This window comes from Streptomyces racemochromogenes (assembly GCF_039535215.1).
GTDB lineage: Bacteria > Actinomycetota > Actinomycetes > Streptomycetales > Streptomycetaceae > Streptomyces > Streptomyces racemochromogenes.
Genome location: NZ_BAAAWT010000001.1, coordinates 3,046,324 through 3,069,366 on the forward strand (window position 1 = coordinate 3,046,324; position 23,043 = coordinate 3,069,366).

The window sequence follows — 23,043 nt, forward strand, 5'->3', positions numbered from 1 at the left end:
CCGTCCCACCGGCACCACGGTGCGCGCCCCACACCTTCCGGCCTCGACCAGGCCCGCCCGCGTCACACGTACGCGGTCCCCGAACCTTCCCGGCCCTGACGCATCGGGCCGCCATGTCCTCCTGGAGAACACCACCATGTCCGCTCGCCGCTCCTCCCGCATGCTCACCGTCGCCCTCACCTCCTTCGTCGCCGCCCCGATGCTCGCCGTGGCCCTGCCCGCGGTCTCGGCGCAGGCCGAGTCGACGACGGTCGCCACGATCGCCCGTGCCCAGGTCGGCAACACCTGCGGCGACTACAACTGCCAGTACCCGGGCGCCTGGTGCGCCGAGTTCACCCGCTGGGTGTGGAACAGGGCCGGGGCGAACACCTCCGGCATCAGCGCGGCGGCGGTCAGCATCTACCAGTACGGCAAGAACAAGGGGACGCTGCACGGCACCCCGCAGGTCGGTGACGCGGTCCTCTACGACAAGGACGGCAACCTGAACGACGGCGAGGCCGACCACGTCAACATCGTCGTCGCGGTCAGCGGGGACGACATCCAGACGGTGGGCGGCAACGAGAGCGGCGGCGTGCGCTTCCGTTCCTGGTTCAACTGGAAGACCAACTCCAGCCCGGTGGGCGCCGGCCGGGCCCTGGCCTTCGTCGGTCCGGCCGGCCTGCCCGAGACCCCCTCGACGCCCGTCAGCAAGGCCGGCGACATCTTCCACGCGACCCGTCTCGTCGACGGCAGCTGGGAGAACTTCGCTCCGCTGAACGGCTTCGGCGGCGCGGCCTTCTTCAACGCCTCGCAGGAATCCATCGCCGCCACCCCCGACGGCTCCACGCAGACCCTCGCCACCGGCAACGACGGGAACCTCTACCACACCGCCCGCTACACGGACCGCACCTGGACGGGCTGGTCGGCACTGCCCGGATTCGACGGCGCCGCGACCTTCGCCGCCAAGGACCAGGCCATGACGGGCATGGCCAGCGGTGACGCCCAGGTGATGGCGATCGGCAACGACGGCCGCATCTACCACAACGCCCGCTTCGTGAACGGCACCTGGCAGGGCTGGGTCCCCGTCGGCAACTGGCAGGCGAAGAAGATCGCCACCGCGGGCCTCGCCGACGGCAGCATGCAGACCCTGATCGTCGGCAACGACGGCAACGTCTACCACGCCGTCCGCGCCGTCGACGGCACCTGGAGCAGCTGGAACGCCCTCCCCGGCACCGGCACCGCCGCCACCTTCCAGGCCGGCGCCATCGCCATCGCCGCCCTTCCCAACGGCGACACCCAGATGCTCGCCACCGGCAACGACGGCCTCGTCTACCACAACATCCGCTCCGCCAACGGCACCCTCCAGGGCTGGGCCAAGGTCGACGGATACGGCGGCGCCCCCGGCTTCGCCGCCAGCAGCCTCGCCATCACCGGCATGCCCAGCGGCGACACCCAGATGCTCGCCGTCGGCAACGACGGCAAGACCTACCACGCCGCCCGCTACGCCAACGGCTCCTGGCAGGGCTGGTGGGCCACCGGAATGGGCGCCCAGAAGGTCGCCATCGCCGGCCTCCCCGACGGCAGCGCCCAGATGCTCGCCACCCGCAACTGAGCACCCGGGCCGGCCCACCGAGCCCCGGTGGGCCGGCCCCGCCCCGCCGCCCTTCCCTCCATGCCGCACAGAGAGACCTCCGCGATGTCCCGCAACGCCCGCCGTCCCCGCCTCGCCGTCATCACCGCCACCGCGCTCGCAGCCGTCGCCCTCTCCACGATCGGAGCCGGCTCCGCGCAGGCCGCCTCGGTCGCCACCTGGGACAAGGTGGCGCAGTGCGAGAGCACCAACAACTGGAGCATCAACACCGGCAACGGCTACTACGGCGGCCTCCAGATACTGAAGAGCACCTGGGACGCCTTCGGCGGACGGGCCTACGCCTCCTACCCCCACCAGGCGACGAAGCAGCAGCAGATCCTGATCGCGGAGAAGATCCTCGCCGGCCAGGGCGCGGGCGCCTGGGGCAGCTGCGGCTCGGCGGCCGGCCTGGCGTACGACCACGCGGACCCGTACCCGGGGGACACCGCCCCGCCGGCTCCGGTCAGCAAGGCCGGCGACGTCTACCACGCCATCCGCGCGACCGACGGGAGCTGGACGCCGTTCCAGGCGCTGAACGGCTACGCCGGCGCGGCCTTCTTCAACGCCTCGCAGGAATCCATCGCCGCCACCCCCGACGGCTCCACGCAGACCCTCGCCACCGGCAACGACGGGAACCTGTACCACACCGCCCGCTACACCAACGGTTCGTGGAGCGGCTGGGCGGCCCTGCCCGGCTTCGGCGGCGCCGCGACCTTCGCCGCCAAGGACCAGGCCATGACGGGCATGGGCAACGGCGACGCCCACGTCATGGCGATCGGCAACGACGGCAAGATCTACCAGAACACCCGCTTCAAGAGCGGTACGTGGGCCGGCTGGACGGGCGTGGGCTCCTGGCAGGCGAAGAAGATCGCGGTCGCCGGCCTCCCCGACGGCTCCACCCAGACCCTGATCGTCGGCAACGACGGCAACGTCTACCACGCCGTCCGCGCCGTCGACGGCACCTGGAGCAGCTGGAACGCCCTCCCCGGCACCGGCACCGCCGCCACCTTCCAGGCCGGCGCCATCGCCATCGCCGCCCTTCCCAACGGCGACACCCAGATGCTCGCCACCGGCAACGACGGCCTCGTCTACCACAACATCCGCTCCGCCAACGGCACCCTCCAGGGCTGGGCCAAGGTCGACGGATACGGCGGCGCCCCCGGCTTCGCCGCCAGCAGCCTCGCCATCACCGGCATGCCCAGCGGCGACACCCAGATGCTCGCCGTCGGCAACGACGGCAAGACCTACCACGCCGCCCGCTACGCCAACGGCTCCTGGCAGGGCTGGTGGGCCACCGGAATGGGCGCCCAGAAGGTCGCCATCGCCGGCCTCCCCGACGGCAGCGCCCAGATGCTCGCCACCCGCAACTGATCCCGCCACCCCCGTACGCGGCTCCACTCACCCGGAGCCGCGTACGCGTGCGTCCCGCCCGCCGCGGCCCTACAGCCGGCTCAGCGACGCCGCGGCGAAGAGCACGTCACGGATCGCCTCCCGGTCACCGGTCTGGCCGACGGCGGCCTCCTCCGGGGAGATGTGCCCGGCGGCCAGCTGGCAGAACTCCAGCCCGTCCAGGGCGACTTCCGCCACCGTGTGCTCCCGCGACGGTTTCGCGGCCGGGGAGTCCAGGGCGATGTCCCAGCCGCCCCCGCCCGCGCCCTCGATCTCCAGGTGCAGGGTCCGGCCCGGAGCGCCCGCCGCGACCAGGCCGCGGGCCGGCGCCGCCAGTCCCGAGCGGCGCCGGCCCGCCAGGGCTCCGGGCAGCAGCCGCGCAGCGAGGTCGATCATCCGGTGCAGGTGCGGCCCCGAGGGCGGCTCGTACGGGTAGTCCACCGCCTCCGCGATGTCCCAGGCGTGCACCCAGCACTCGAAGGCCCGCTCCAGGAAGGCGTCCCCCAGCGGCAGCGCGAACCCGCCGTAGTCCACGTCCAGTTCGGCCACGCCCCGGCCCGCGAAGGACACCGTACGGACCAGCGTGTGCCCCTGTGCCCGCCAGGGCTCGCGGACCTTGCGGGTGACGGGGTAGGGGGAGGAGTTCCAGAAGTGCTCGGTGCGTCCGGCCGGGCCGCCCGGCGGCGCCTCCGGGCCCAGCGGGTCGTCCAGCCCCAGCGCGGTCGCGATCAGCCCGTCCACCGTGAGCAGGTGCCCGATCACCCCCGCGACCGTGGTGCGGTGCGTACGCCGCCGTTCCTCCTCGAACCACTTCAGCCGCACCGGGGTGTGCCACTCCGAGTCGCCGAAGTCCCGTAGCAGCGCGTCGAGCCGCGCCGTCTCGGTGTCGTACGGGTTCGCCCACACCGGCACGGGGATGCGGGCGGGCCGCTTGCCCAGGCAGTCCTCCAGCACCCGCGAACGCAGCAGCGGCTTGAGGTCGAGGCTCTCCTCCGGGTGCAGCAGGCCCACCGCGTCGCGCAGCCGCAGCGCCTCCTCGGCGCAGGGCGCGCACTCGGTCAGGTGGTCTTCGACGGCCTGGGTCTCCTCCGCGGAGCACGCGGCGAGCGCCCACGCGCCGAGCAGGGACTTCAGCACGGCGTGCGAGGGCGGCGGGGCCGGCAGGGTCTCGGGGGCGTCCAGGTCGTCACCGGCCGCGCGGGGACCCGGTATCCGTGCGCGACCGGCCGCCCGCTGCTCGTACGCGTCGTCGGGGGTGTCTTCGGAGGGTCCGGTCATCGGGGCGTTCCGTATCCGCGTGGGCCGTATCCGGGCGGGGCGGTGTCCTCCCGGGGGAGGACGTTGGCGGTCGACAGCAACTGGAGGCCGAGCCGCAGCCTGCGCCGCGCCTCGTCCTCGCTGATCTGCAGGTCGGCGGCGGCCTGGCGGTAGTCGCGGCGCTTGAAGTACGCCAGCTCCAGGGCGGCCCGCAAGGGCGCGGGCATGGAGGTGACGATGTAGTCCGCGCGGGCGGCCGCGTTGGCGCTGCGCACCTTCTGCTCCAGTTCCTCGCGCGAGCCGCGGCCCAGTTCGGCCTGGCGCAGGCGGGCGACGGCCTGGCCCTGGGTGATCCGGGCGACCCAGGAGCGCATGGAGCCCTGCTTGGGGTCGTAGGCGTCCGGGTTCTCCCAGATGTAGCCGAAGACCTCGCGGGTGATGCGGTCCGCGGCCTTCTCGTCGCCGAGGACCCGGTGGGCCAGGCTGTGGACCAGCGAGGCGAAGCGGTCGTAGAGCTCCCCCAGCGCCGCGGCCTCACCGCGGGCGAGGCGCTGCTGCATGCGACGGTCCCAGCGCGGTGGAACGTCCTTCGCCATCGTGCCTCCAGCCGTGTGTCGACCCGTCAAATGTAGTGGGCAACGGACGGAACGCGCCGGTTTTGCGAGAACCTCCCCCCGCAAGCGGGACCGCCGTGCTAGACCGCGCCCGGGTCAGCGCGTTGGCACAGGTGTACGCGCCCCGGCGCGCTCCCCGTGCGCGGGTTCGATGCGGCCACCTCCTTGACCGCTTCGCTTAACGCGCAGGCCACGAAGGCCGTACGCTCCTGCCTGTCTTGATCTGCACCACGACCGCAGCCCCAACGCACACGTGAAGGCGGAACGCCGAACATGGACAGCGCAGAGTACGAGCGCAAGATCGCCGCCCGATTCGCCACCTTCGACCAGGACGGCTCCGGCTATATCGACCGGGAGGACTTCAGCACGGCGGCGAAGGCCGTGCTGGCCGAATTCGGTACGGCCGCACGCTCGGAGAAGGGCCAGGCCGTCTTCAACGGCGCCGAGGCGTTCTGGCAGGGAATGGCCGGGATCGCCGACGTCAACGGCAACCAGCGCGTCTCCCGCGAGGAGTTCGTCACCGGTGCGGCGAAGCGGCTGCGGGACAACCCGGAGCGGTTCGCGGAGATCGCCCGGCCGTTCCTGCACGCCGTGATCGCCGTCGCGGACGAGGACGGCCCCGGCGCGAGCCCCGCGGCGACGGCCCGCGTGCTGCGCGTCCTCGGCACCGAGCCCGCCCTGGCCGTCCAGGTCGCCTCGGCCCTGGACACGGACGGCGACGGCCGCATCTCGGAGGACGAGATCCTGGCCGCCTTCGCCGGCTACTGCGGCGTCGACCCCGACGCCTGAGGTCCGGCAGCCTCCCGACAGCCGCCCGGGGCCGTCCCCCGGGCACTGTCCGAGCGCGCTGATAGCGTGCCGCCACCAGCCGGAACGATCACGGGAGGCGGCTCGGCATGCAGCACGTACGGGAAGTGGAACGGCACTCGCTGGGCGAGGAGCGGAAGGCCGGGGCCCTCCAGGACATCGTCCTGCGGACCCTGATGCGCCACGGCCGCCTGGAGAGCGACCCGTCCCCCGAGCGGCTGCTGAGCCTGGCCGAGGAGATCCTCGACCACGTCGCCGCCCGCACCACCGAGGGCGGACGCCTCGGCGAGGAGGCCCGCACCGCGCTGCACACCGCCGCGGAGTGCGCCCTGGGCGCCCTCAGCGTCGGCTGCTGGCCGAACGGCGACCAGGAGGTCCCGCTCCCGCTGATCGGCGAGACCCTCAGCAGCGAGGACCTCGACTTCTCCGCCGCCGTCACCGCCGCCCCCACCGCCCGGACCTGGCTCCACGCCTTCGAGACCGCGGTGGTCAGCGGGCTGGTGTGGAACTGGCGGAAGGTCATCGGCCTGCTGCTGCGCAACGACTGCGCCCCCGATCTCCACAAGGGGGTGCCGCACTCGCCCCACACCTCGTACTCCGAGCCCGGCGACCTCGCCGCGATGGACGCCCTGTGCGGCTACCTCACCCCGAGCACCAGCCACCTGCCCAGCGGCTGGCCGACCGTCCCCCTGTGCAAGCCGGACGCCGCCACGCGCGCCGCGGCGGCCGCCGCCCTGGACGCCGCCGGCCCGCTGACCGCCGACCAGCGGCTGCTGCGCGTCCTCCTCGACGACGACCGGGCGGCCTTCGAGGCGGCCCTCGCGGACCGGCTCACCGCCCACCGCGAGAGCGCGCGGGCCGAGGCCGACCCCGCGCCCCGGACCCTGCTGCCACTGGGCCCGCTGACCCTGGCCGCCCTCGCGGTCCAGACCCACCAGTGGGAGCTCGGCGTCCGCTCCGGCTACCTGCCGCCCGAGCTGCTCGGCTTCACCGACGCGATGACCCTGGCCGGCCGGACCCAGGTGAACGGCCTGGGCGGCTGGGCCGCCGCCACGTAGGCCGTGTCTTTCGGATCTTGCCGGTTAAGCCCGCGTTGTCCGGTGCCGTGCCTCGGCGCGTTGGCGGGGCGCCCTTGTACTGGACGTACTCGGGTGCTCCGCCAACGCGGCGAGGTGCGGTGCCGGGCGGCGCGGGTCAGGCAAGATCCGGAAGACACGGCCTAGGCGTCGCGGCCCGCCCAAGACCCCCTACGCGAAGACGACGGTCCGGGAGCCGTTCAGCAGGACCCGGTGCTCGCTGTGCCACTTCACGGCCCGCGCCAGCGCCTGGCACTCCACGTCGCGGCCGATGGCGACCAGCTGGTCCGGGGTGACCTCGTGGCCGACCCGCTCGACCTCCTGCTCGATGATCGGGCCCTCGTCGAGGTCGGCCGTCACGTAGTGGGCGGTGGCGCCGATCAGCTTCACACCGCGCGCGTGCGCCTGGTGGTACGGCTTCGCGCCCTTGAAGCTCGGCAGGAAGGAGTGGTGGATGTTGATGATCCGCCCGCTGAGCTCCTTGCACAGGGTGTCCGACAGCACCTGCATGTAGCGGGCGAGCACCACCAGCTCCACGTTCTCCTCGCGCACCAGCTCCAGGAGCCGCGCCTCGGCGTCCGCCTTGGTGTCCTTGGTGACCGGGATGTGCACGAAGGGGATGTCGTACGAGCCGACCAGCTCGGCGAAGTCGGTGTGGTTCGAGACCACCGCCGCGATCTCCACCGGCAGCGCGCCGATCCGGGAGCGGAAGAGCAGGTCGTTCAGGCAGTGCCCGAACTTCGACACCATCAGTACGATCCGCATCCGCTCGTCGGAGCGGTGGATCTGCCAGTCCATCCGGAAGGAGTCGCCGATCGCGGCGAAGCTGGCGCGCAGCTTCTCCACCGTCACGGCGGACTCGGCCTCGAAGTGCACCCGCATGAAGAAGAGCCCGGTCTCCCGGTCTCCGAACTGCTGACTGTCCACGATGTTGCAGCCGGTCATGAAGAGGTAGCTCGACACGGCGTGCACGATGCCCTGCTTGTCGGGGCAGGAGACGGTCAGGACGTACTGGGCCTGGGCCTCGGGCTGGGCCTGGGACTGTGGGTCTGCGCTCATGACGGCACAGCCTTTCACACCACGCGGGTCAGCGTTTTCAGCACGTCGACGGAGGTCGGCCGGTCGTCCGGGTCCTCCCCGTCCGCCGTCGACATCCGTACGTGCGCCTCGCGCGCCGCCCGGACCGCCTCGGGCCAGTCCTGGTGGCCGAGGTACGCGGAGACGTGCGCGTCGGGACCGACCTGGTGCAGGATCCGCAGCACCCGCAGCACCACGTGGTCGACCAGGGCCGCCTCCTGCGCGTCGCGGAAGATCGTGCCCACGTACTTGTCGGCGGACCAGCTGTCGAGCCAGGTGTCCTCGACGAGCCGGTACACGGCGTCGGTGACGTCGCCGTACCCTTCTGCGCCCGCGACCCAGACCTCTTCCTGGAACAGCGGGTCGGAGAGCATGTGCAGCGCCGAGCGCACGTTGCTGCGCCAGCGCCACCACGGCATGTCGTTGAGGGGCATGCCGCCCATGGTGGAGGAGCGGCCGCCGCGGCGGGAAGAGTTCTTCGAACCTTGGGCGAATGTCACGCTTTCGATCGTACGTTCCCGAGTAGTGCGATCTTGAAGCACCTGTGTGCGACCGCGCCCCCGCAATTCACCTCGGCGTCACCGTTTGTTGTGTCCATCTCATCGCCGAGTTACCCGCGGGGCGGAAGGGTCGGTGGACATGACCCATCACCGACGCGCAACTTCCCTGTCCCGCCTGCTGATTGCCGTGGCGACGGGCGCGTGTCTCACCACGGCGTGCGGGGTGGTCCCCGGCGGCACGGGGGGCTCCGGGGACTCCCTCACGGTCATGACCTTCGCACCCATCGGAACAAAAGCGACCAATATGGCAGGAATGCCGGGCATGGCCAAGGCCTACGAACGGTGGGTGAACGCCAACGGGGGCATAAAGGGCCGCAAACTGCGCGTCATCACCTGCAACGAGAAGAACACCGCCACCGGCGCCGCCGACTGCGCCCGCAAGGCCATCACCGAGAAGGCCGTCGCCGTCGTCGGCTCCTACAGCCAGCACGGCCGCGCCTTCATGGCCCCGCTGGAGGCCGAGGGCATCCCGTTCATCGGCGGCTACGGGGTCTCGCCCGAGGAGTTCCAGAGCACCCTGTCGTTCCCGGTCAACGGCGGCCAGCCCGCGCTGCTCGCCGGGGCCGGCCACCAGCTCGGCAAGGCCTGCTCCCAGGTCTCCCTGGTCCGCCCTGACACCCTCGCGGGCGACACCATGCCGGTCCTGCTGAACGCGGGGCTCAAGGCCAACGGCATGCCCGAGGCCGACGACATCCGTGCCGCCGAGGACTCCGCCGACTTCAAGCCGCAGGCCCGCGAGGCCCTGACCGGCACCCCGTCGGCCCCGGCCGCCGCCCCCACGACGACGCCGGCCACGGCCCCGCCCCCCGCTCCCTCCGCATCCGCTGCCGGATCCGCATCCCCGTCCAAGGACCCCAAGGACCCCAAGGACTCCAAGTCCGCGAAGGCCCCGGCCGCCGACACCGGCAAGGACAAGAGCTGCGTGACGGCCGTCCTCGGCGAGCGCACCGAGATCTTCTTCGACGCCTTCCGCCGCGTCGACACCCAGCACAAGACGCAGATCTCCTCCGTCCTCGGCAGCATCAGCCAGGCCCTGGTGGACCGCACCGGCGGCAAGGAGAGCCCCTTCGAGGGCGCCTACGTCACCAGCTGGTACCCGGTCTCCACCGACCCGCTGTGGGCGCCGATGCGCAAGGTGATCGCCGACCAGGCCTTCGGCGACGACACCGTGGACCCCGACGACAGCGGCGCCCAGACCACCTGGATCGCGTACAACGTCCTCAACCAGATCGTCCAGCGCTTCAAGAGCGACGAGGACATCACCGCCCGCAAGCTCACCCGGGCCCTCAACCATTCCCCGGGCGTCCAGACCGGCAACCTCACCCCCGAGCTGAGCTGGCGCTACCAGGACATGCGCGCCGTCGCCGGGTTCCCGCGCCTGGTCAACGGCCGGGTCAGCTTCCAGACCGTCCAGTCGGGCCGCCTGGTCGCCCAGCTCGGCGAGCAGAACCTCGACATGACCCCGACCCTGGAACAGGCCCCCCGCTCGGCCTGACCCGGGCGGGGCGGCCGTCCGTCACAGCTGGGACTTGTCCCGCTTGGTGAGGCCGTACTTGGCGGCGATCGTGTTCCACATGGTCGCCGCCGACTCCTTGGCCCGGGTGGCCTCGGCGCTGGACTTGTTGCCGTCCTGCGCGTCGTCCGTCACCTTGGCCTTGCCGTCCTTGTCGCCCTTGTCGTCCTTGTCGTCCTTGCCGTTGCCGCAGCCGCCCTTGTCGCGGGAGACGTCGTCCGCCCAGTCCGCGTAGCTGTTGTCGGCGTCCGCCGACGCCTTCCACGCCTTCGTCAGGCTCGCCGAGAGACGGGCGTGGTTCGGGAGCAGGTCGATCTTGAGCTCCTGGAGCCGGGTGACCAGCCCCTCGCGCTGCCGGGCGGCCTCGCGCAGGTCCTGGGCGGCCTGCGTCAGGTTCCGGCAGTCCTTGATGTCGTCGACGGCCTTGATCACCGCGGTCCGGCTGTCGCTGGCGTCCTCCAGCAGCTTGTCGAGCTGGACGGCCTGCGGGCGCGCCGGGTCCACCGCCCCCTCGCCCGGAGCCGCGCCCGAGTTCGCGGAGCCGCTGGCGGCCGGGGCCACCGCGCCCGGGTCGGTGTTCTGGGCCTTGCCGTCGCTGAGCAGGGCGCCCACCCCGAGCCCGGCCACGACCAGCCCGAACACCGCCGCCGCGATCACGGCCGGCGGGATCCGGCGCGCGGGCGCGGGCGGCGGGGGCGGCGGGGGCGCGTACTGCTGCTGCGGCGGCTGCCCGTGCCGCTGGGGCGGGGCGGGCGGCGGTGTCCGGCGCGGTCCCGGATCCCGGACCGGCGGCAGCTGCTGGGTGTGCCCGGCGGCACCGGCGTCCCCGTCGGCCCGGAACAGCGCGTCGAACCCCTCGGCGGCGGCCGCCGAGGGAGCCGCTCCGGCGGGAACGGGCGGGATGTACTGCGTCGCCGCGTCGTCGGCGGCGGCCGGGACCTGGGCGATGTGCTGCGTGGCCTGCTCGTGCAGCCCGGCGGCCGGCACCGGGGGGATGTACTGCGTCGCCTGCTCGTGCGGCTGCGCCGGACCCGCCGGCACCGGGGGGATGTACTGGGTCGCCTGCTCGTGGGGCTGCGCCGGACCCGCCGGCACCGGCGGGATGTACTGCGTCGCCTGCTCGTGGGGCTGCGCCGGACCCGCCTGCACCGGCGGGATGTACTGCGTCGCCTGCTCGTGGGGCGCCCCCGGACCCGCCTGCACCGGCGGGATGTACTGCGTCGCCTGCTCGTGGGGCGCCCCCGGACCCGCCTGCACCGGGGCGATGTACTGCGTCGCCTGCTCGTGCGGCTGCGCCGGCACCGGCGGGATGTACTGCGTCGCCGCGTCCGGCAGCGGCGGGTAGCCGTAGCCGTGCGGGTCCCCCGGCCCCTCGAAACCCGGGCCGACGACGTGGCCGGCCGGCGGCGGGTACCCGTACGCGGGCTGCCCCGGCTGCGGGGGCGGCTCGTACGCGGACTCGTACGGCCCGGAGTACTGCTGCGCGGCCGGCGCCGCCTGCGGGTCCTGCGCGGCCGGATACCCGTACGCGGGCGGCGTGCCCCACGCCTCGCCGGGCTGCGGCCCCGGCTGCTGCGGGTAGCCGGGAGCCGGCACCGGCTGCGCCTGATGCGGCGTCCCGGGCTGGGGGACGCCCCCTTGTCCGTTCTCCGTCACCGGGACTCCTTCTGCCTTCTGCGACCGGCCCGAACCCACGGAACCGTCGCATCAAGCTACCCGGTGACGCCGTGATCACGTCAGGCCGCCTGGACCTCCAGCCTCGCCCCGAACTCCCGGACGGCCGGTTCCTCCCGGTACGGCTCCAGCCGCGCGCGGAAGTCGTCCAGGTACTCCGCGCCCCGGCGCGAGCGCAGCGAGCCCAGCAGTTCGGCGGCCTTCGTCGCCGTCTGGCAGGCCTGCTCCACCTCCCGCCGCTGCACCTGCGAGGCCGCCAGCAGCAGCAGCCCGATCGCCCGGCGGCGCGCCTTCGTCGCGGGCAGGTGGCGCAGCGCCTCCTCAGCCCGCCGGCCCGCCGCGTCGGCCTGCCCCAGGTCCCGGTGGCAGTGCGCCAGCTCGTCCGCCAGGTAGGCCTGGTCGAAGTGGCGGATCCACACCGGGTCGTCGCCGGACTCCGGCTCCGCCCGCTCCAGCGCCGACACCGCCCGGCCCGACAGCACCGCCGCGGCCCGGGCGTCGCCCAGCAGCGCGTGCCCGCGCGCCTCGGCGGCGTAGAACATGGCCTCCACCCGCGGCGTGACCTGCCCCCGCGTGCCCTCCTGCGCGGCCCGCGCCAGCTGCGCGATCTCCCGCGGGTTGCCCAGCTCGGCGGCGAGGTGGCTCATCGACGCCGCCAGGACGTAGCCCCCGTACGCGCGGTCGCCCGCCGCCTGCGCCATCCGCAGGGCCTGGATGTAGTAGCGCTGGGCCAGACCCGGCTGCCCGGTGTCCACCGCCATGTAGCCGGCCAGCTCGGTGAGCCGGGCCACCGCCGCGAACAGGGCCCGCCCCACCGGCTCCCGGTACGAGCCCGCGATCAGCCCCGAGACCACCGAGTTGAGGTAGTGCACCACCACCGGCCGCACGTGCCCGCTGCCGAAACGGTGGTCGAGGTCGGTCAGCGCCTCGGTGGTCGCCCGTACCGCCTCCACGTCCGGCATGCCCACCCGCGCCCCGGCGTTGCGCGCCACCTGCGGGTCGGCACCGGTGATCAGCCAGTCGCGGCTCGGCTCGACCAGGGCGGAGGCCGCCACGCTCGACCCGGAGAGGAAGTCGCGGCGCCCCACGTCGCTGCGCCACAGCTCGCAGACCTGCTCGATGGCGCCGATGACGGTCGGGGAGAACTGCAGGCCGACCCCGGAGGCGAGGTTCTTCCCGTTGGCCATGCCGATCTCGTCGATGGTGACGGTCCGGCCCAGCTTGCGGCCGAGGGCCTCGGCGATGATGCCGGGGGCCCGGCCGCGCGGCTGCTGGCCGCGCAGCCAGCGGGCGACCGAGGTCTTGTCGTAGCGGAGATCGAGGCCGTGCTCGGCCCCGCACATGTTGACGCGCCGTGCGAGCCCGGCGTTGGAGCACCCGGCTTCCTGGATGAGCGACTGCAGCCGTTCGTTCGGCTGGCGCGCTACGAGAGGCCTGGCTGCCATGAAAACCCCCTGAGGCCGCGGGTGATCGTTGGAATGATCACTTCCCGCCTGAAGTGCCGAGAATCTTCCGCTCTGCGACGTGTCGTTACCCATCGGCCGCGCCCCGGCCTCCCACGCGCCCCCGCACATGCACCCGTGCGCCCCGTATGCAGGATCGATGCAGCGCCCACCGGCTGGTTTACGCCCGTAACCCGCCAGGCCCCCGGGAGTTGTGAGGGGCGTGGAAGAGACCATCACAGTCACGGAGACCGCCCCCATCCCCCAGCAGCGCGGCGACCAGCTGCTGGACCACGCCGTGCGGTACGTGGAAGAACGCCACTGGGACGTCTTCGCCGGGACGTGGCTGGAGCCCGGCGACGGCCGGGAGGTGTGCTCCTGCGGGGTGGCCGACTGCCCGGCGCCCGGCGCCCACCCCTCGGTCAAGGACTGGCAGTCGCTGGCCACGGGCAGCGCGGTGGGCGTGCGCCGGATCTGGGGCAAGCACCCCGGCGCCTCCATCCTGATGCCGACGGGCCGCACCTTCGACGCGCTCGACGTACCGGACTCCGCCGGGTTCCTCGCACTGGCCCGGCTGGAACGCCACGAGCGGACCCTGGGCCCGGTCGCCCTGACCCCCGACCACCGGATGCTGTTCTTCGTCCTGCCGGGCGCCGGCGCGAAGGTACCGGACCTGGTGCGCAAGCTGGGCTGGCTGCCGCACGCCATCGACCTCGTCACGCGCGGCGAGGGCCAGTACGTGGCGGCGCCGCCGACCCGCTACGGCGGCAGGGGCCCGGTCCAGTGGGCCCGCAAGCCCACCCCCGCGAACCGGTGGCTGCCGGACACCGAGGAGCTGATCGACGCGCTCGCGTACGCCTGCGGCAGCGAGGCGGCCGCGGCCCGCAACCGCCGCACCGCGTGAACCCGTTCCACCCCGCCGCCGGCTGACCTCCGCCTGCTGACCTGTGCCTGCTGACATACGTGTCCGCAAGCTCATGACATTCGTAACTTCTGACGCCTCTCCCCTCCTCCTATCGTGAGGAAAGTACGACCACGGGGAACAGAACGAGAGGCAGGCGCATGCCGGACCAGGGTTATGCGGCAGGCGGTACGGACGGCGGGACCGACGGGGGCACGAGTGGCGGCGCGCGATCCGCGCAGCCCGCGGCCGCCGTACGCGTGGAAGGGCTGTGGAAGCGCTTCGGCGAACAGGTCGCCGTCGCGGGCATCGACCTGGAGCTGCCGGCCGGCCGCTTCGTCGGCCTCGTCGGCCCGAACGGCGCCGGGAAGACGACCACCCTGTCCATGGTGACCGGGCTGCTGCGCCCGGACGCGGGCCGGGTGGTCGTCGCCGGGCACGACGTGTGGGCCGACCCGGTCGAGGTCAAGAGCCGCATCGGCGTCCTGCCCGAGGGGCTGCGCATGTTCGAGCGCCTCTCCGGCCGTGAACTCCTCGGCTACATGGGCCGGTTGCGCGGCCTGCCGGGCGAGGAGACCGACAAGCGGGCCACGCAGCTGCTGGACGTGCTCGACCTCGCCGGCTCCCAGCACAAGCTCGTCGTCGACTACTCGACGGGCATGCGCAAGAAGATCGGCCTCGCCGCGGCACTGCTGCACAACCCCGAAGTCCTCTTCCTGGACGAGCCGTTCGAGGGCGTGGACCCGGTGTCGGCGCAGACCATCCGCGGGGTGCTGGAACGTTACACCGCGTCCGGTGCGACCGTCGTCTTCTCCTCCCACGTGATGGAGCTCGTCGAATCGCTCTGCGACTGGGTGGCCGTCATGGCGGGCGGCCAGATCCGCGCCGCCGGCCCGCTGGCCGACGTACGGGGCTCCGCGCCCTCCCTCCAGGCAGCCTTCCTCGAACTCGTCGGCGCCCGCGGCCACGCCGCCGGCGACTCCCTCGACTGGCTCGGCGGCGCACGATGAGCACCGCCGCCACGGCCTCCGGGCCCTCCGTCACCTCGCTGTTCGTCCGCCTCAAGCTCTCCCTGGTGCGCAACGGCCTCAAGGGTTCCTCGAAGCGCAAGGCCGTGTGGATCGCCAGCCTGGTGATCTCGCTGCTGTTCTCCCTCTTCGTCACCCTGTGCCTGGCCATGCTGCACGGCCACGTCCACGCCGGGACCGTCGTCGTCCTGCTGGCCGCGATCCTCGCGCTCGGCTGGACCGTGATGCCGCTGCTCTTCCCGACCGGCGACGAGACCCTCGACCCGAGCCGGCTGGTGATGCTGCCGCTGCGCCCGCGTCCGCTCGTACGGGCCCTGCTGGCCTCCTCGCTCATCGGCACCGGCCCGCTGTTCACGCTCTGCATCGCCGCCGGCTCGGCGGCCGCGGTGGCGCACGGCGCGGCCGGCATCACCGCCGCCGTCGTGGGCGCCCCGCTCCTGCTGCTGGGCTGCGTGACCCTGGCCCGCGCCGTGGCCACGGCGAACGTCCGGCTGCTGTCCAGCCGCAAGGGACGCGACCTCGCGGTGCTCAGCGGCCTGCTGATCGCGATCGGCGCCCAGGTCGTCAACTTCGCCAGCCAGAGCCTGTTCAAGCAGGGCGGCCTGACCGCCCTGGAGCCGGTCGAGGCCGTCGTGCGCTGGCTTCCGCCGGCGACGGCCGTCGGCATGGTGGACTCCGCGAGCCGGGGCTCGTACGGCGTGGCCGCCGCGCAGCTCGCCCTCACCCTCGCCGCCCTGGCCGGCCTCCTGTGGTTCTGGGAGCGCGGCCTGACCAGCCTGATGGTCACCCCGGACGGCTCCACCCTCGCGGCCGCGAAGCCCGAGAAGGACCGCGGCGGCGCCGGCGGCTTCTGGTCCCTCCTGCCGGGCGGGCGCACCGGCGCGGTCATGCGGCGCACGCTGCGCTACGCCGTCCGCGACCCGAAGACGAAGTCGGCCTGGGTGTCCTCGCTGGCGGTCGGCGCGATCGTCCCCGTCTTCAACGCCCTCCAGGGCACCGGCTCGGTGTACCTGGCCTGCTTCGGCGCGGGGATGCTCGGCATCCAGATGTACAACCAGTTCGGGCAGGACACCTCCGCCTTCTGGATGGTCGCCCAGACCATCGCCTCGCCGCGCGACGCGTTCGGTGAACTCCGCGCCCGTGCCGGCGCGCTGGCGCTGGTCACCGTCCCGTACACGCTCCTCGTCACGGTGGCCACCGCCGCCCTGGTGGGCGACTGGGCCGCCTTCCCGGCCGCCCTGGGCCTGGCTCTGGCCCTGCTGGGCTCGATGCTGTGCACGGGCGCGCTGGCCTCGGCGCACTTCCCCTACTCCATCCCGACGGAGGGCGCGTTCAAGAACGTCGCCCCGGGACAGGCCGGCCTGGCCTGGCTGGGCATCGTCGGCGGCATGGTGTCGTCCGCGCTGATCTGCTCCCCGGTGATCGGCCTGACGGTGTACGTCAGCCTGTCGGACGACCCCGGCACCCTCGGCCTGCTCGCCCTCCCGCTCGGCACCGCCTGGGGCCTCCTGGTCACCTGGGCGGGCCTGCGCCTGGCGGCCCCGACGGTCTTCCGCAAGCTCCCGGAGATCCTGACGGCGGTCAGCAAGGGCTGACCCACCCCTGCACACCCCGAAGGGGGGCGACGGACCACCCCCCGTCGCCCCCCTTCCCCCACTCCGCACCCCTGCCCGGACCCTCGTCCGGACCCTCGTCCGGACCCCTGTCCGAATCCGCGCACCGTCGCTGGACCGCATTTGCCCAGGCCCCCGCGTCCTGCAAAAGTTCGTTCGATTGCCGGGTTTGTGGGGGGAGTTCCGCGTGGGGTTCGACGAGGAGTGGGGCCGGCTGCGCGCCGAGGCGGCCGGCAGGGCCACCGCCGAGCAGACGCCGACGGCTGTGGGCGGGCCGCCGGCGCGGGACCGGCTGGCGGAGTTCCGCGGCCGGGTGGCGCTCGTTCCGCACGACGAGCACGGCGGGCTGTGGACGGCCCCGCTCGGCGGCCTGGACTGGATCTGCGCCTTCTCGGACGAGGAGGCGCTGGCACGCTTCGCCCAGGCCCGGGACGAGACGGACCGCGCGTGGGACTTCCGGCGGGTGCCCGGGGCCTGGCTGCTGGACGAGGTGATACCGGCGCTGGACTTCCCGTGCGGGGTCGCGCTGGACCCGGCGGGTCCCGACGGCACGGTGTTCCCGCCCGTACGCGGGATCGTGCCCGACTCCGCCGCGCTGGACGGCGGGGCGACGGCATGAGCGGCGAGCAGGGCGAACTCGATGTGTCGAAGGCGGCACTGGGACAGATCGCCAAGGGCATCACGGACACCCTGTCGGAGCTGAAGGAGCTCGGCTCGGTCGGAACGGCGAGCATGGGCGGCGGCTTCACGGAGCTGAAGCTCTCGGGCATGCAGACCGGCCACGAGGCCCTGACCACCATGCTGGACGCGTTCTGCGAGCGGTGGGGCTGGGGAGTGCGCGCGCTGGTCCAGGAGGCGAACGGGTTCGCGGCGGGCGTGGGCCTGTCGGCCGGCCTGGTCCACGAGCAGGACCAGTACATCCAGGGCGGTTTCAAGGTCATGGCCAACGCCGTCCTCGGCGGCGATCCGCACGCGTCCGAGCAGGAGGTCACGGGCAAGGACTGGGGCGAGGTCCTCGCTTCCAATCCCTACACCAGCTTCCGGGACGCCGACTTCAGCGCCGAGTCGGCCCTCAAGTCCAAGGAGGCCACCGACCGGGCCTGGGCACAGGCCTGGGAGGACATCGCCCCGCGCCGGGAGATCGACCCCTCCAAGCTCGCCGAGCTCAGCCGCGACCGGGACGGCGGTGAGCAGCGGTGACCGACTGGGAAGCCCTCGCGGACAAGGGCCTGGGGCAGCTGGGCACCGTCTGGACCGCCGCGAAGAAGAAGGCCGGCGAAGGCGTCGACAGGGCCACCGACGAGATCGGCGGCATCCTCCACAAGGCCGGCAAGGACCGCTGGGCCGACGACATCGAGGACCTCGGCGACGGCCTCGCCTCCCGGCTCGGCGCGTCCGTGGCCGAACAGCAGCTGGGCCAGACCGAGCAGGCCGACGAACTCGTACACGGCTCACCGGCCGCCCTCCGCGCCTCGGCCTCGCACATGAAGGACTTCCAGGCCTCGTTCGACAAGGTCGGCCAGGGCATGAAGGCGCTGGACGCCGGCAGCTGGAAGGGCGCGGCGGCCGACGCGTTCCGCGGGGCGTTCGCCGTACATCCGGCCAAGTGGCTGCACGCCGCCGAGGCCTGCCAGAAGGCGGGGGACGCGCTCACCCGGTACGCGGACACGGTGGAGTGGGCCCAGAAGCAGGCGGCCCAGGCCGTCGAGCTGTACCGGAAGGCCCTCAAGGCCCACGAGGACGCCGCCAGCGCCTACGCCAAGGCCGTCGACACCTACCAGGCCACCGCCAAGTCGGGAAAGAACCCGGGGCCGGTGCCAACCAGGCCGGACAACGTCGGGGCCGCGGAGGCCAAGGCCGCCCAGGAGATCCTCACGGAAGCCCGCCGGCAGCGCGACGAGGCCGCCGCCGGCGCGGCGTCCGCCCTCTCGGCCGCGATGGAACACGCCCCGGCCAAGCCCTCGCCGCGCGAGAAGGCCATGGCCGCGGTCACCGACCACGCCGCCGCCGCGTCCGTGGAGCTCTCCCACTTCGGCGGAGGGGTCGTCAAGGGAACCGCCGGGGTGATCGACTTCGCCCGCAGCGTGTCCCCGTTCGACAGCTACAACCTGACCCACCCCGCCGAGTACCAGCAGAACCTCGGCATGACACTGGCCGGTCTGGTCTCGGCCCCCGCCCACCCCGACCGCATCGCCAACGCCTTCGTCGAACCCTTCCGGACCGACTTCGCCGAGGGCACCGGCCGGCTCCTGCCGGAGCTGCTGGGCACGGAAGGCTTCGGCGGTGCGGCCAAGGGGGCCCGCGCCGGGGCACGGGTGGCGGAGGAGGCGGCGGGGAGCGCGGCCGCCAAGGAGGCCCGCGCGGCCCAGCAGGCGCAGCCGGAGGCCTCCGCCCGCTCCCAGGAGCAGAAGGTGTGCCGCGAGGACCCGGTCGACGTGGCGACGGGACGCATGGTCCTGCCGCAGACCGACGTCGTCCTCCCGGGCCCCCTCCCCCTCGTCTTCACCCGCACCTTCGAGTCCTCGTACCGGGCGGGACGCTGGTTCGGCCCGTCGTGGGCGTCGACCGTGGACCAGCGCCTGGAACGCGACGAGGACGGGCTGGTGCTCGTCCGCGAGGACGGCAGCCTGCTCGCCTACCCGCACCCCGAGCCGGGGATCCCCGTACTCCCCGACCACGGGCAGCGCTGGCCCCTGACCCTCGACGCGGACGGCGGGTACACGGTCACGGACCCGGAGACCGGCCACGTCCGCCACTTCTGCGAGGACGGCCGCCTCCTCCAGCTCGAAGACCGGTCGGGCGCCTGGATCACCTTCGACTACGACGAGTCCGGCGCCCCAGCCTCTCTCGTCCACAGCGGTGGATACGAACTCCGCCTCGCCTCGGCGGAGGGCCGGATCACGGCCCTGTCCCTCGCCGACGGCACGCGGATCCTGCGGTACGCGTACACGGACGGCCACCTCACGGCGGTCACCAACTCCTGTGGCCGCCCGCTCCGTTTCGGCTACGACGAGCTCGGCCGGATGACGTCCTGGACCGACTCCAACGACCGGCACTTCGACTACGTCTACGACGACCAGCACCGTTGCACCGCACAGTCGGGCACCAACGGGCACCTGAACATCCGCTTCGCGTACGAGCCGGGCCTCACCACCCTCACCGACTCCCTGGGCCACACCACCCGTTTCCTGATCAACGAGCGGGCGCAGGTCACCGCCGAGACCGACCCCACGGGCGCGACGACGCGGTCCACGTACGACGCCTACAACCGCCTCCTGAGCCGCACGGATCCCCTCGGCCACACGACGCACTTCACGTACGACGAGGACGGCCGCCTGACGACGGTGACCCGCCCGGACGGCCGCACTGTCCGGGCGGAATACAACGCCTTCGGCCAGCCGCTGAAGATCATCCAGCCGGACGGCCGCGTCCACCTCACCACGTACGACGCCGTCGGCAACCGCACCTCGTACACCGCCCCGGACGGCACCACGACCCGCTTCGCGTACGACACCCACGGCCACCTGTCGGCGGTGACGAACGCCCTGGGCCACACCACGACGGTGCAGTGCGACCGCACGGGCCAGGTGTCGGCCACCACGGACCCCCTGGGCGCGACCACCACCTACGAGCGCGACCCCTTCGGCCGTCCGACCGCGGTCACGGACCCCCTGGGCCACACCACCCGCCTGGCCTGGAGCGTGGAGGGCCGCCTCCTCCGCCGGGAGAACCCCGACGGCACCGCGGAATCCTGGACCTACGACGGCGAGGGCAACTGCCTGACCCACACGGACGCGATCGGCGGCGTCACGGTCTCCGAGTACGGCGACTTCGACCTCCTCACCGCCCGCACCGGCCCCGACGGCGCCCGCTACACCTTCGACCACGACACGCAACTCCGCCTCACGCGCGTCACGAACCCCCAGGGCCTGACGTGGACGTACGCCTACGACGGCGCGGGCCGCCTGTCCCGCGAAACGGACTTCGACGGCCGCACCCTCACGTACGGGTACGACGCGGCAGGCCGCCTGAACTGGCGAACGAACACCCTCGGCGCCACAACGACGTACACGTACAACTCCATGGCCCAGGTGACGCGCAAGGAGACGGCGGACGGCGTCACGTCATACGAACACGACGTGTTCGACGAGCTCTATCGCGCCATCTCGCCGGACGGCACGACCCTCACCTTCGATCGTGATCAACACGGTCGTCTCGTGTCGCAGACCGTTGACGGTCGGACGCTCTCGTACACATATGACGATCTCGGCCGCAGAGACGGCCGGACCACACCGTCCGGGGCACAATCCCGTTGGACGTACGACGCTGCAGGGCGCCGCGCCACTCTGACGGCATCGGGCCGCAGGCTGACCTTCGAGCGGGATGCCGCAGGGCATGAGCTATCCCGGACCATGAGCTCAGCGGTGTCCTTGGCCCACAGCTACGACCAGCTCGGTCGCCTCACCGACCAGCATGTGACCGGTCAGGATGGTCACACCCTCCAGAGGCGCGGCTATCGGTACCGCGCCGACGGAGCACTCACCTCGGTCGATGACGCCCTCGCCGGTCCGAGTACCTTCACCCTGGACTCGACGTCACGCGTCACTGCGGTCGATGCCACGAACTGGGCGGAGCGCTACGCCTACGACACCGCTGGCAACCAGGTCCACGCCAGCTGGCCCCCTCACCACCGCGGAGTCGAACCACAGGGCGCCCGTGCGTACTCCGGCACCCGTGTCACAACCGCCGGCACCGTCCGCTTCGAGTATGACTCTCTCGGGCGCACCGTCCTCCGCCAGAAGACGCGACTGTCCCGCAAGCCCGACACCTGGCACTTCGAATGGGACGCGGAAGACCGCATGAGTGCCGTCACCACACCCGACGGCACTCGGTGGCGTTATCGCTACGACGCTCTCTCTCGTCGCGTCGCGAAGGAACGTCTCACGCCTGCCGGTGAGGTCGCTGAAGAGACCCTGTTCACCTGGGACGGGACAACCCTCTGCGAACAGAGCTCAGAGCCTCTCACCCTGACGTGGACCCATCACGGTCTACATCCCCTCACTCAGGCAGAGACCGCCACAGGCTCCACCGACGATCGGTTCTTCGCCATCGTCACCGACCTCATCGGAACCCCGAAGGAGCTGATCGACGAATCGGGGCAGGTGGCGTGGCAATCTCGCGCCACGCTCTGGGGCGACACCTCCTGGAAGAGGAGCGCCACCGCCTACACCCCTCTTCGTTTCCCGGGCCAGTACTTCGACCGGGAAACCGGGCTCCACCACAACTTCTTCCGCACGTACGACCCCGAGACCGCCCGCTACCTCACGCCTGACCCCCTGGGCCTCGCTCCCGCCCCCAATCCGGCGACGTACGTCCACAACCCCCACCTCGGTTCGGACCCCTTGGGCCTCTCCCCAGAGGAATGCCCCAGGGGGCCCTACGATTTCAGGAAGCCACACCCGGACCACCCCCCGAGTGCTGCTCTCACCGAAGCTATGCGGGCGGCGCCTAAGGGCAGCGAAATCGACTGCACCGAAATATCCGCCTTCATTCAGCGTCACGCATCCGGCGAAGGTAAAATCGTTCACTACGTGACTCCGTCCGGAACCATCAGAACACCGGAGCTCGGCGGCGAAAGGCTCGAGGACTATCTATTTCACCAGATTTACACAGACGGCCGATACGCCTACGACCCAACGCTATCACCAAACCCCATTCCCCTTGGCGATTACGAACGCGCCCTCCGCGCCGAAAACCAAGGCGAGCGGGTCATCCGGCTCGATGGCGAATACAGTATAGCGAACCCCCACACTAGAAGGACATGGCGGAAATGAACCCGAACGGTGAAACATTCCAATCCGGTAGATCCCTGCGCGCCAAGGGAATACTGGAGCGATTCGCACCGCTCTCCTGGTTCCGTCATCCCCTTGAGCGACACCCTCGACTGGGACACCTGCAGATCACGCACCTCGGCTGGAGATTCGCGGATCCTCACGAAGAATTCATTCCCACCTTCGAGGCGGCAACGCGATACGCCCCCCGCCGTGTCAGCTGGGAGTTCAAGGCCGTGAAGAACTGGCTCATCCTCCCCACCCGGCTCGCGGAAGAGACGCAGAGGAACGGAGACGACTTCAGTCACGCACAGATGGAAGTCACCAAGGATCAGGACTTCTGCCTTGCCGCGTCACAGGACATGGACCTGATCCTCCAAGCCCTCGATGATGGCGCCCCTCACTGAAGGCGACTCATGAGCGGAATGAAATTCACCCACAGGTACCCGTTCATGAGGGGCGGTTCGGCTTGCCAGCCGAGATTTCGGCACATCTGGAGGGAGTCGCCCCCCTCGGCACCCTTCAGATGCACCGAGGACTCCACCTGAGGCTGGGGACGTCCCGCAGGACGAGCTCTGTCGGCCGACGGCTGGGTGCACCAGAAGATGGGCATCCCCGCGTGCGGGATTTCAGTCGGTTACGACTGGGACCG

18 protein-coding genes are annotated in these 23,043 nt (G+C 72.1%); 12 read left to right on the top strand and 6 right to left on the bottom strand.

Annotated features, from left to right (window positions below; all coding sequences use genetic code 11):
- The first annotated feature begins 136 nt into the window (after nucleotides 1-136).
- Together ABD973_RS13960 and ABD973_RS13965 are read left to right on the top strand one after the other, a co-directional pair.
- Complete coding sequence (locus tag ABD973_RS13960) at nucleotides 137-1,591, top strand: CHAP domain-containing protein (protein WP_125821967.1); 1,455 nt, start codon at nucleotides 137-139, stop codon at nucleotides 1,589-1,591.
- A 60-nt stretch (nucleotides 1,592-1,651) separates the two neighbouring features.
- Nucleotides 1,652-2,980: a transglycosylase family protein gene (locus ABD973_RS13965; protein ID WP_345500223.1), complete on the top strand. Its 1,329-nt coding sequence runs from the start codon at nucleotides 1,652-1,654 to the stop codon at nucleotides 2,978-2,980.
- Nucleotides 2,981-3,049: 69 nt separating this feature from the next.
- On the opposite strand, the gene ABD973_RS13970 is transcribed toward ABD973_RS13965, so the two are convergent.
- Both ABD973_RS13970 and ABD973_RS13975 read right to left on the bottom strand, forming a co-directional pair.
- Nucleotides 3,050-4,276, bottom strand: a complete 1,227-nt coding sequence (locus tag ABD973_RS13970) for a zf-HC2 domain-containing protein (protein ID WP_125603040.1) — start codon at nucleotides 4,274-4,276, stop codon at nucleotides 3,050-3,052.
- On the bottom strand, nucleotides 4,273-4,851 hold the full coding sequence (locus ABD973_RS13975) for a sigma-70 family RNA polymerase sigma factor (protein WP_007265652.1): 579 nt from the start codon (nucleotides 4,849-4,851) through the stop codon (nucleotides 4,273-4,275). The genes ABD973_RS13970 and ABD973_RS13975 overlap by 4 nt, the downstream gene beginning before the upstream one ends.
- Before the next feature lie 291 nt (nucleotides 4,852-5,142).
- On the opposite strand from ABD973_RS13975, the gene ABD973_RS13980 reads away from it, so the two are divergent.
- Together ABD973_RS13980 and ABD973_RS13985 are read left to right on the top strand one after the other, a co-directional pair.
- The gene (locus ABD973_RS13980) at nucleotides 5,143-5,658 is read left to right on the top strand and encodes an EF-hand domain-containing protein (RefSeq protein ID WP_125603039.1); all 516 of its coding nucleotides are present in this window, start codon (nucleotides 5,143-5,145) and stop codon (nucleotides 5,656-5,658) included.
- Between the two features lie 107 nt (nucleotides 5,659-5,765).
- Complete coding sequence (locus ABD973_RS13985; RefSeq protein WP_125821966.1) at nucleotides 5,766-6,734, top strand: immunity 49 family protein; 969 nt, start codon at nucleotides 5,766-5,768, stop codon at nucleotides 6,732-6,734.
- Nucleotides 6,735-6,923: 189 nt separating this feature from the next.
- On the opposite strand, the gene purU is transcribed toward ABD973_RS13985, so the two are convergent.
- The gene (purU, locus tag ABD973_RS13990) at nucleotides 6,924-7,811 is read right to left on the bottom strand and encodes a formyltetrahydrofolate deformylase (protein ID WP_125603037.1); all 888 of its coding nucleotides are present in this window, start codon (nucleotides 7,809-7,811) and stop codon (nucleotides 6,924-6,926) included.
- A 14-nt stretch (nucleotides 7,812-7,825) separates the two neighbouring features.
- Nucleotides 7,826-8,272: an SCO4402 family protein gene (locus ABD973_RS13995; RefSeq protein WP_125603043.1), complete on the bottom strand. Its 447-nt coding sequence runs from the start codon at nucleotides 8,270-8,272 to the stop codon at nucleotides 7,826-7,828.
- A gap of 196 nt (nucleotides 8,273-8,468) precedes the next feature.
- Here ABD973_RS13995 and ABD973_RS14000 point away from each other — a divergent pair, with 196 nt between their 5' ends.
- The gene (locus tag ABD973_RS14000; protein ID WP_125821965.1) at nucleotides 8,469-9,884 is read left to right on the top strand and encodes an ABC transporter substrate-binding protein; all 1,416 of its coding nucleotides are present in this window, start codon (nucleotides 8,469-8,471) and stop codon (nucleotides 9,882-9,884) included.
- 21 nt (nucleotides 9,885-9,905) lie between these two features.
- Here ABD973_RS14000 and ABD973_RS14005 read toward each other — a convergent pair whose 3' ends face one another.
- Nucleotides 9,906-11,558, bottom strand: a complete 1,653-nt coding sequence (locus ABD973_RS14005) for a hypothetical protein (RefSeq protein ID WP_345500224.1) — start codon at nucleotides 11,556-11,558, stop codon at nucleotides 9,906-9,908.
- Between the two features lie 80 nt (nucleotides 11,559-11,638).
- Entirely contained in the window at nucleotides 11,639-13,021 is a 1,383-nt protein-coding gene (locus tag ABD973_RS14010; protein WP_125603130.1) for an NsdA family TPR-like regulatory protein, read from the bottom strand.
- Nucleotides 13,022-13,241: 220 nt separating this feature from the next.
- Here ABD973_RS14010 and ABD973_RS14015 point away from each other — a divergent pair, with 220 nt between their 5' ends.
- From ABD973_RS14015 to ABD973_RS14045, 7 genes are all read left to right on the top strand, one after another.
- Nucleotides 13,242-13,922: a bifunctional DNA primase/polymerase gene (locus tag ABD973_RS14015; protein ID WP_125603129.1), complete on the top strand. Its 681-nt coding sequence runs from the start codon at nucleotides 13,242-13,244 to the stop codon at nucleotides 13,920-13,922.
- Nucleotides 13,923-14,080: 158 nt separating this feature from the next.
- Entirely contained in the window at nucleotides 14,081-14,929 is an 849-nt protein-coding gene (locus ABD973_RS14020) for an ABC transporter ATP-binding protein (RefSeq protein ID WP_345500225.1), read from the top strand.
- Nucleotides 14,926-16,542, top strand: a complete 1,617-nt coding sequence (locus tag ABD973_RS14025; RefSeq protein ID WP_345500226.1) for a transporter — start codon at nucleotides 14,926-14,928, stop codon at nucleotides 16,540-16,542. The genes ABD973_RS14020 and ABD973_RS14025 overlap by 4 nt, the downstream gene beginning before the upstream one ends.
- A gap of 205 nt (nucleotides 16,543-16,747) precedes the next feature.
- Nucleotides 16,748-17,179, top strand: a complete 432-nt coding sequence (locus ABD973_RS14030; protein WP_345500227.1) for an SseB family protein — start codon at nucleotides 16,748-16,750, stop codon at nucleotides 17,177-17,179.
- Nucleotides 17,176-17,760, top strand: coding sequence for a hypothetical protein (locus tag ABD973_RS14035; RefSeq protein ID WP_125821962.1), 585 nt, complete (start codon nucleotides 17,176-17,178; stop codon nucleotides 17,758-17,760). Before ABD973_RS14030 ends, ABD973_RS14035 begins: the two co-directional genes overlap by 4 nt.
- Nucleotides 17,757-22,394 carry a putative T7SS-secreted protein gene (locus ABD973_RS14040; RefSeq protein ID WP_345500228.1) on the top strand — a complete coding sequence of 1,546 codons (4,638 nt, stop codon included), beginning with the start codon at nucleotides 17,757-17,759 and terminating at the stop codon, nucleotides 22,392-22,394. Before ABD973_RS14035 ends, ABD973_RS14040 begins: the two co-directional genes overlap by 4 nt.
- On the top strand, nucleotides 22,382-22,798 hold the full coding sequence (locus ABD973_RS14045; RefSeq protein ID WP_345500229.1) for a hypothetical protein: 417 nt from the start codon (nucleotides 22,382-22,384) through the stop codon (nucleotides 22,796-22,798). Before ABD973_RS14040 ends, ABD973_RS14045 begins: the two co-directional genes overlap by 13 nt.
- Nucleotides 22,799-23,043: the final 245 nt, after the last annotated feature.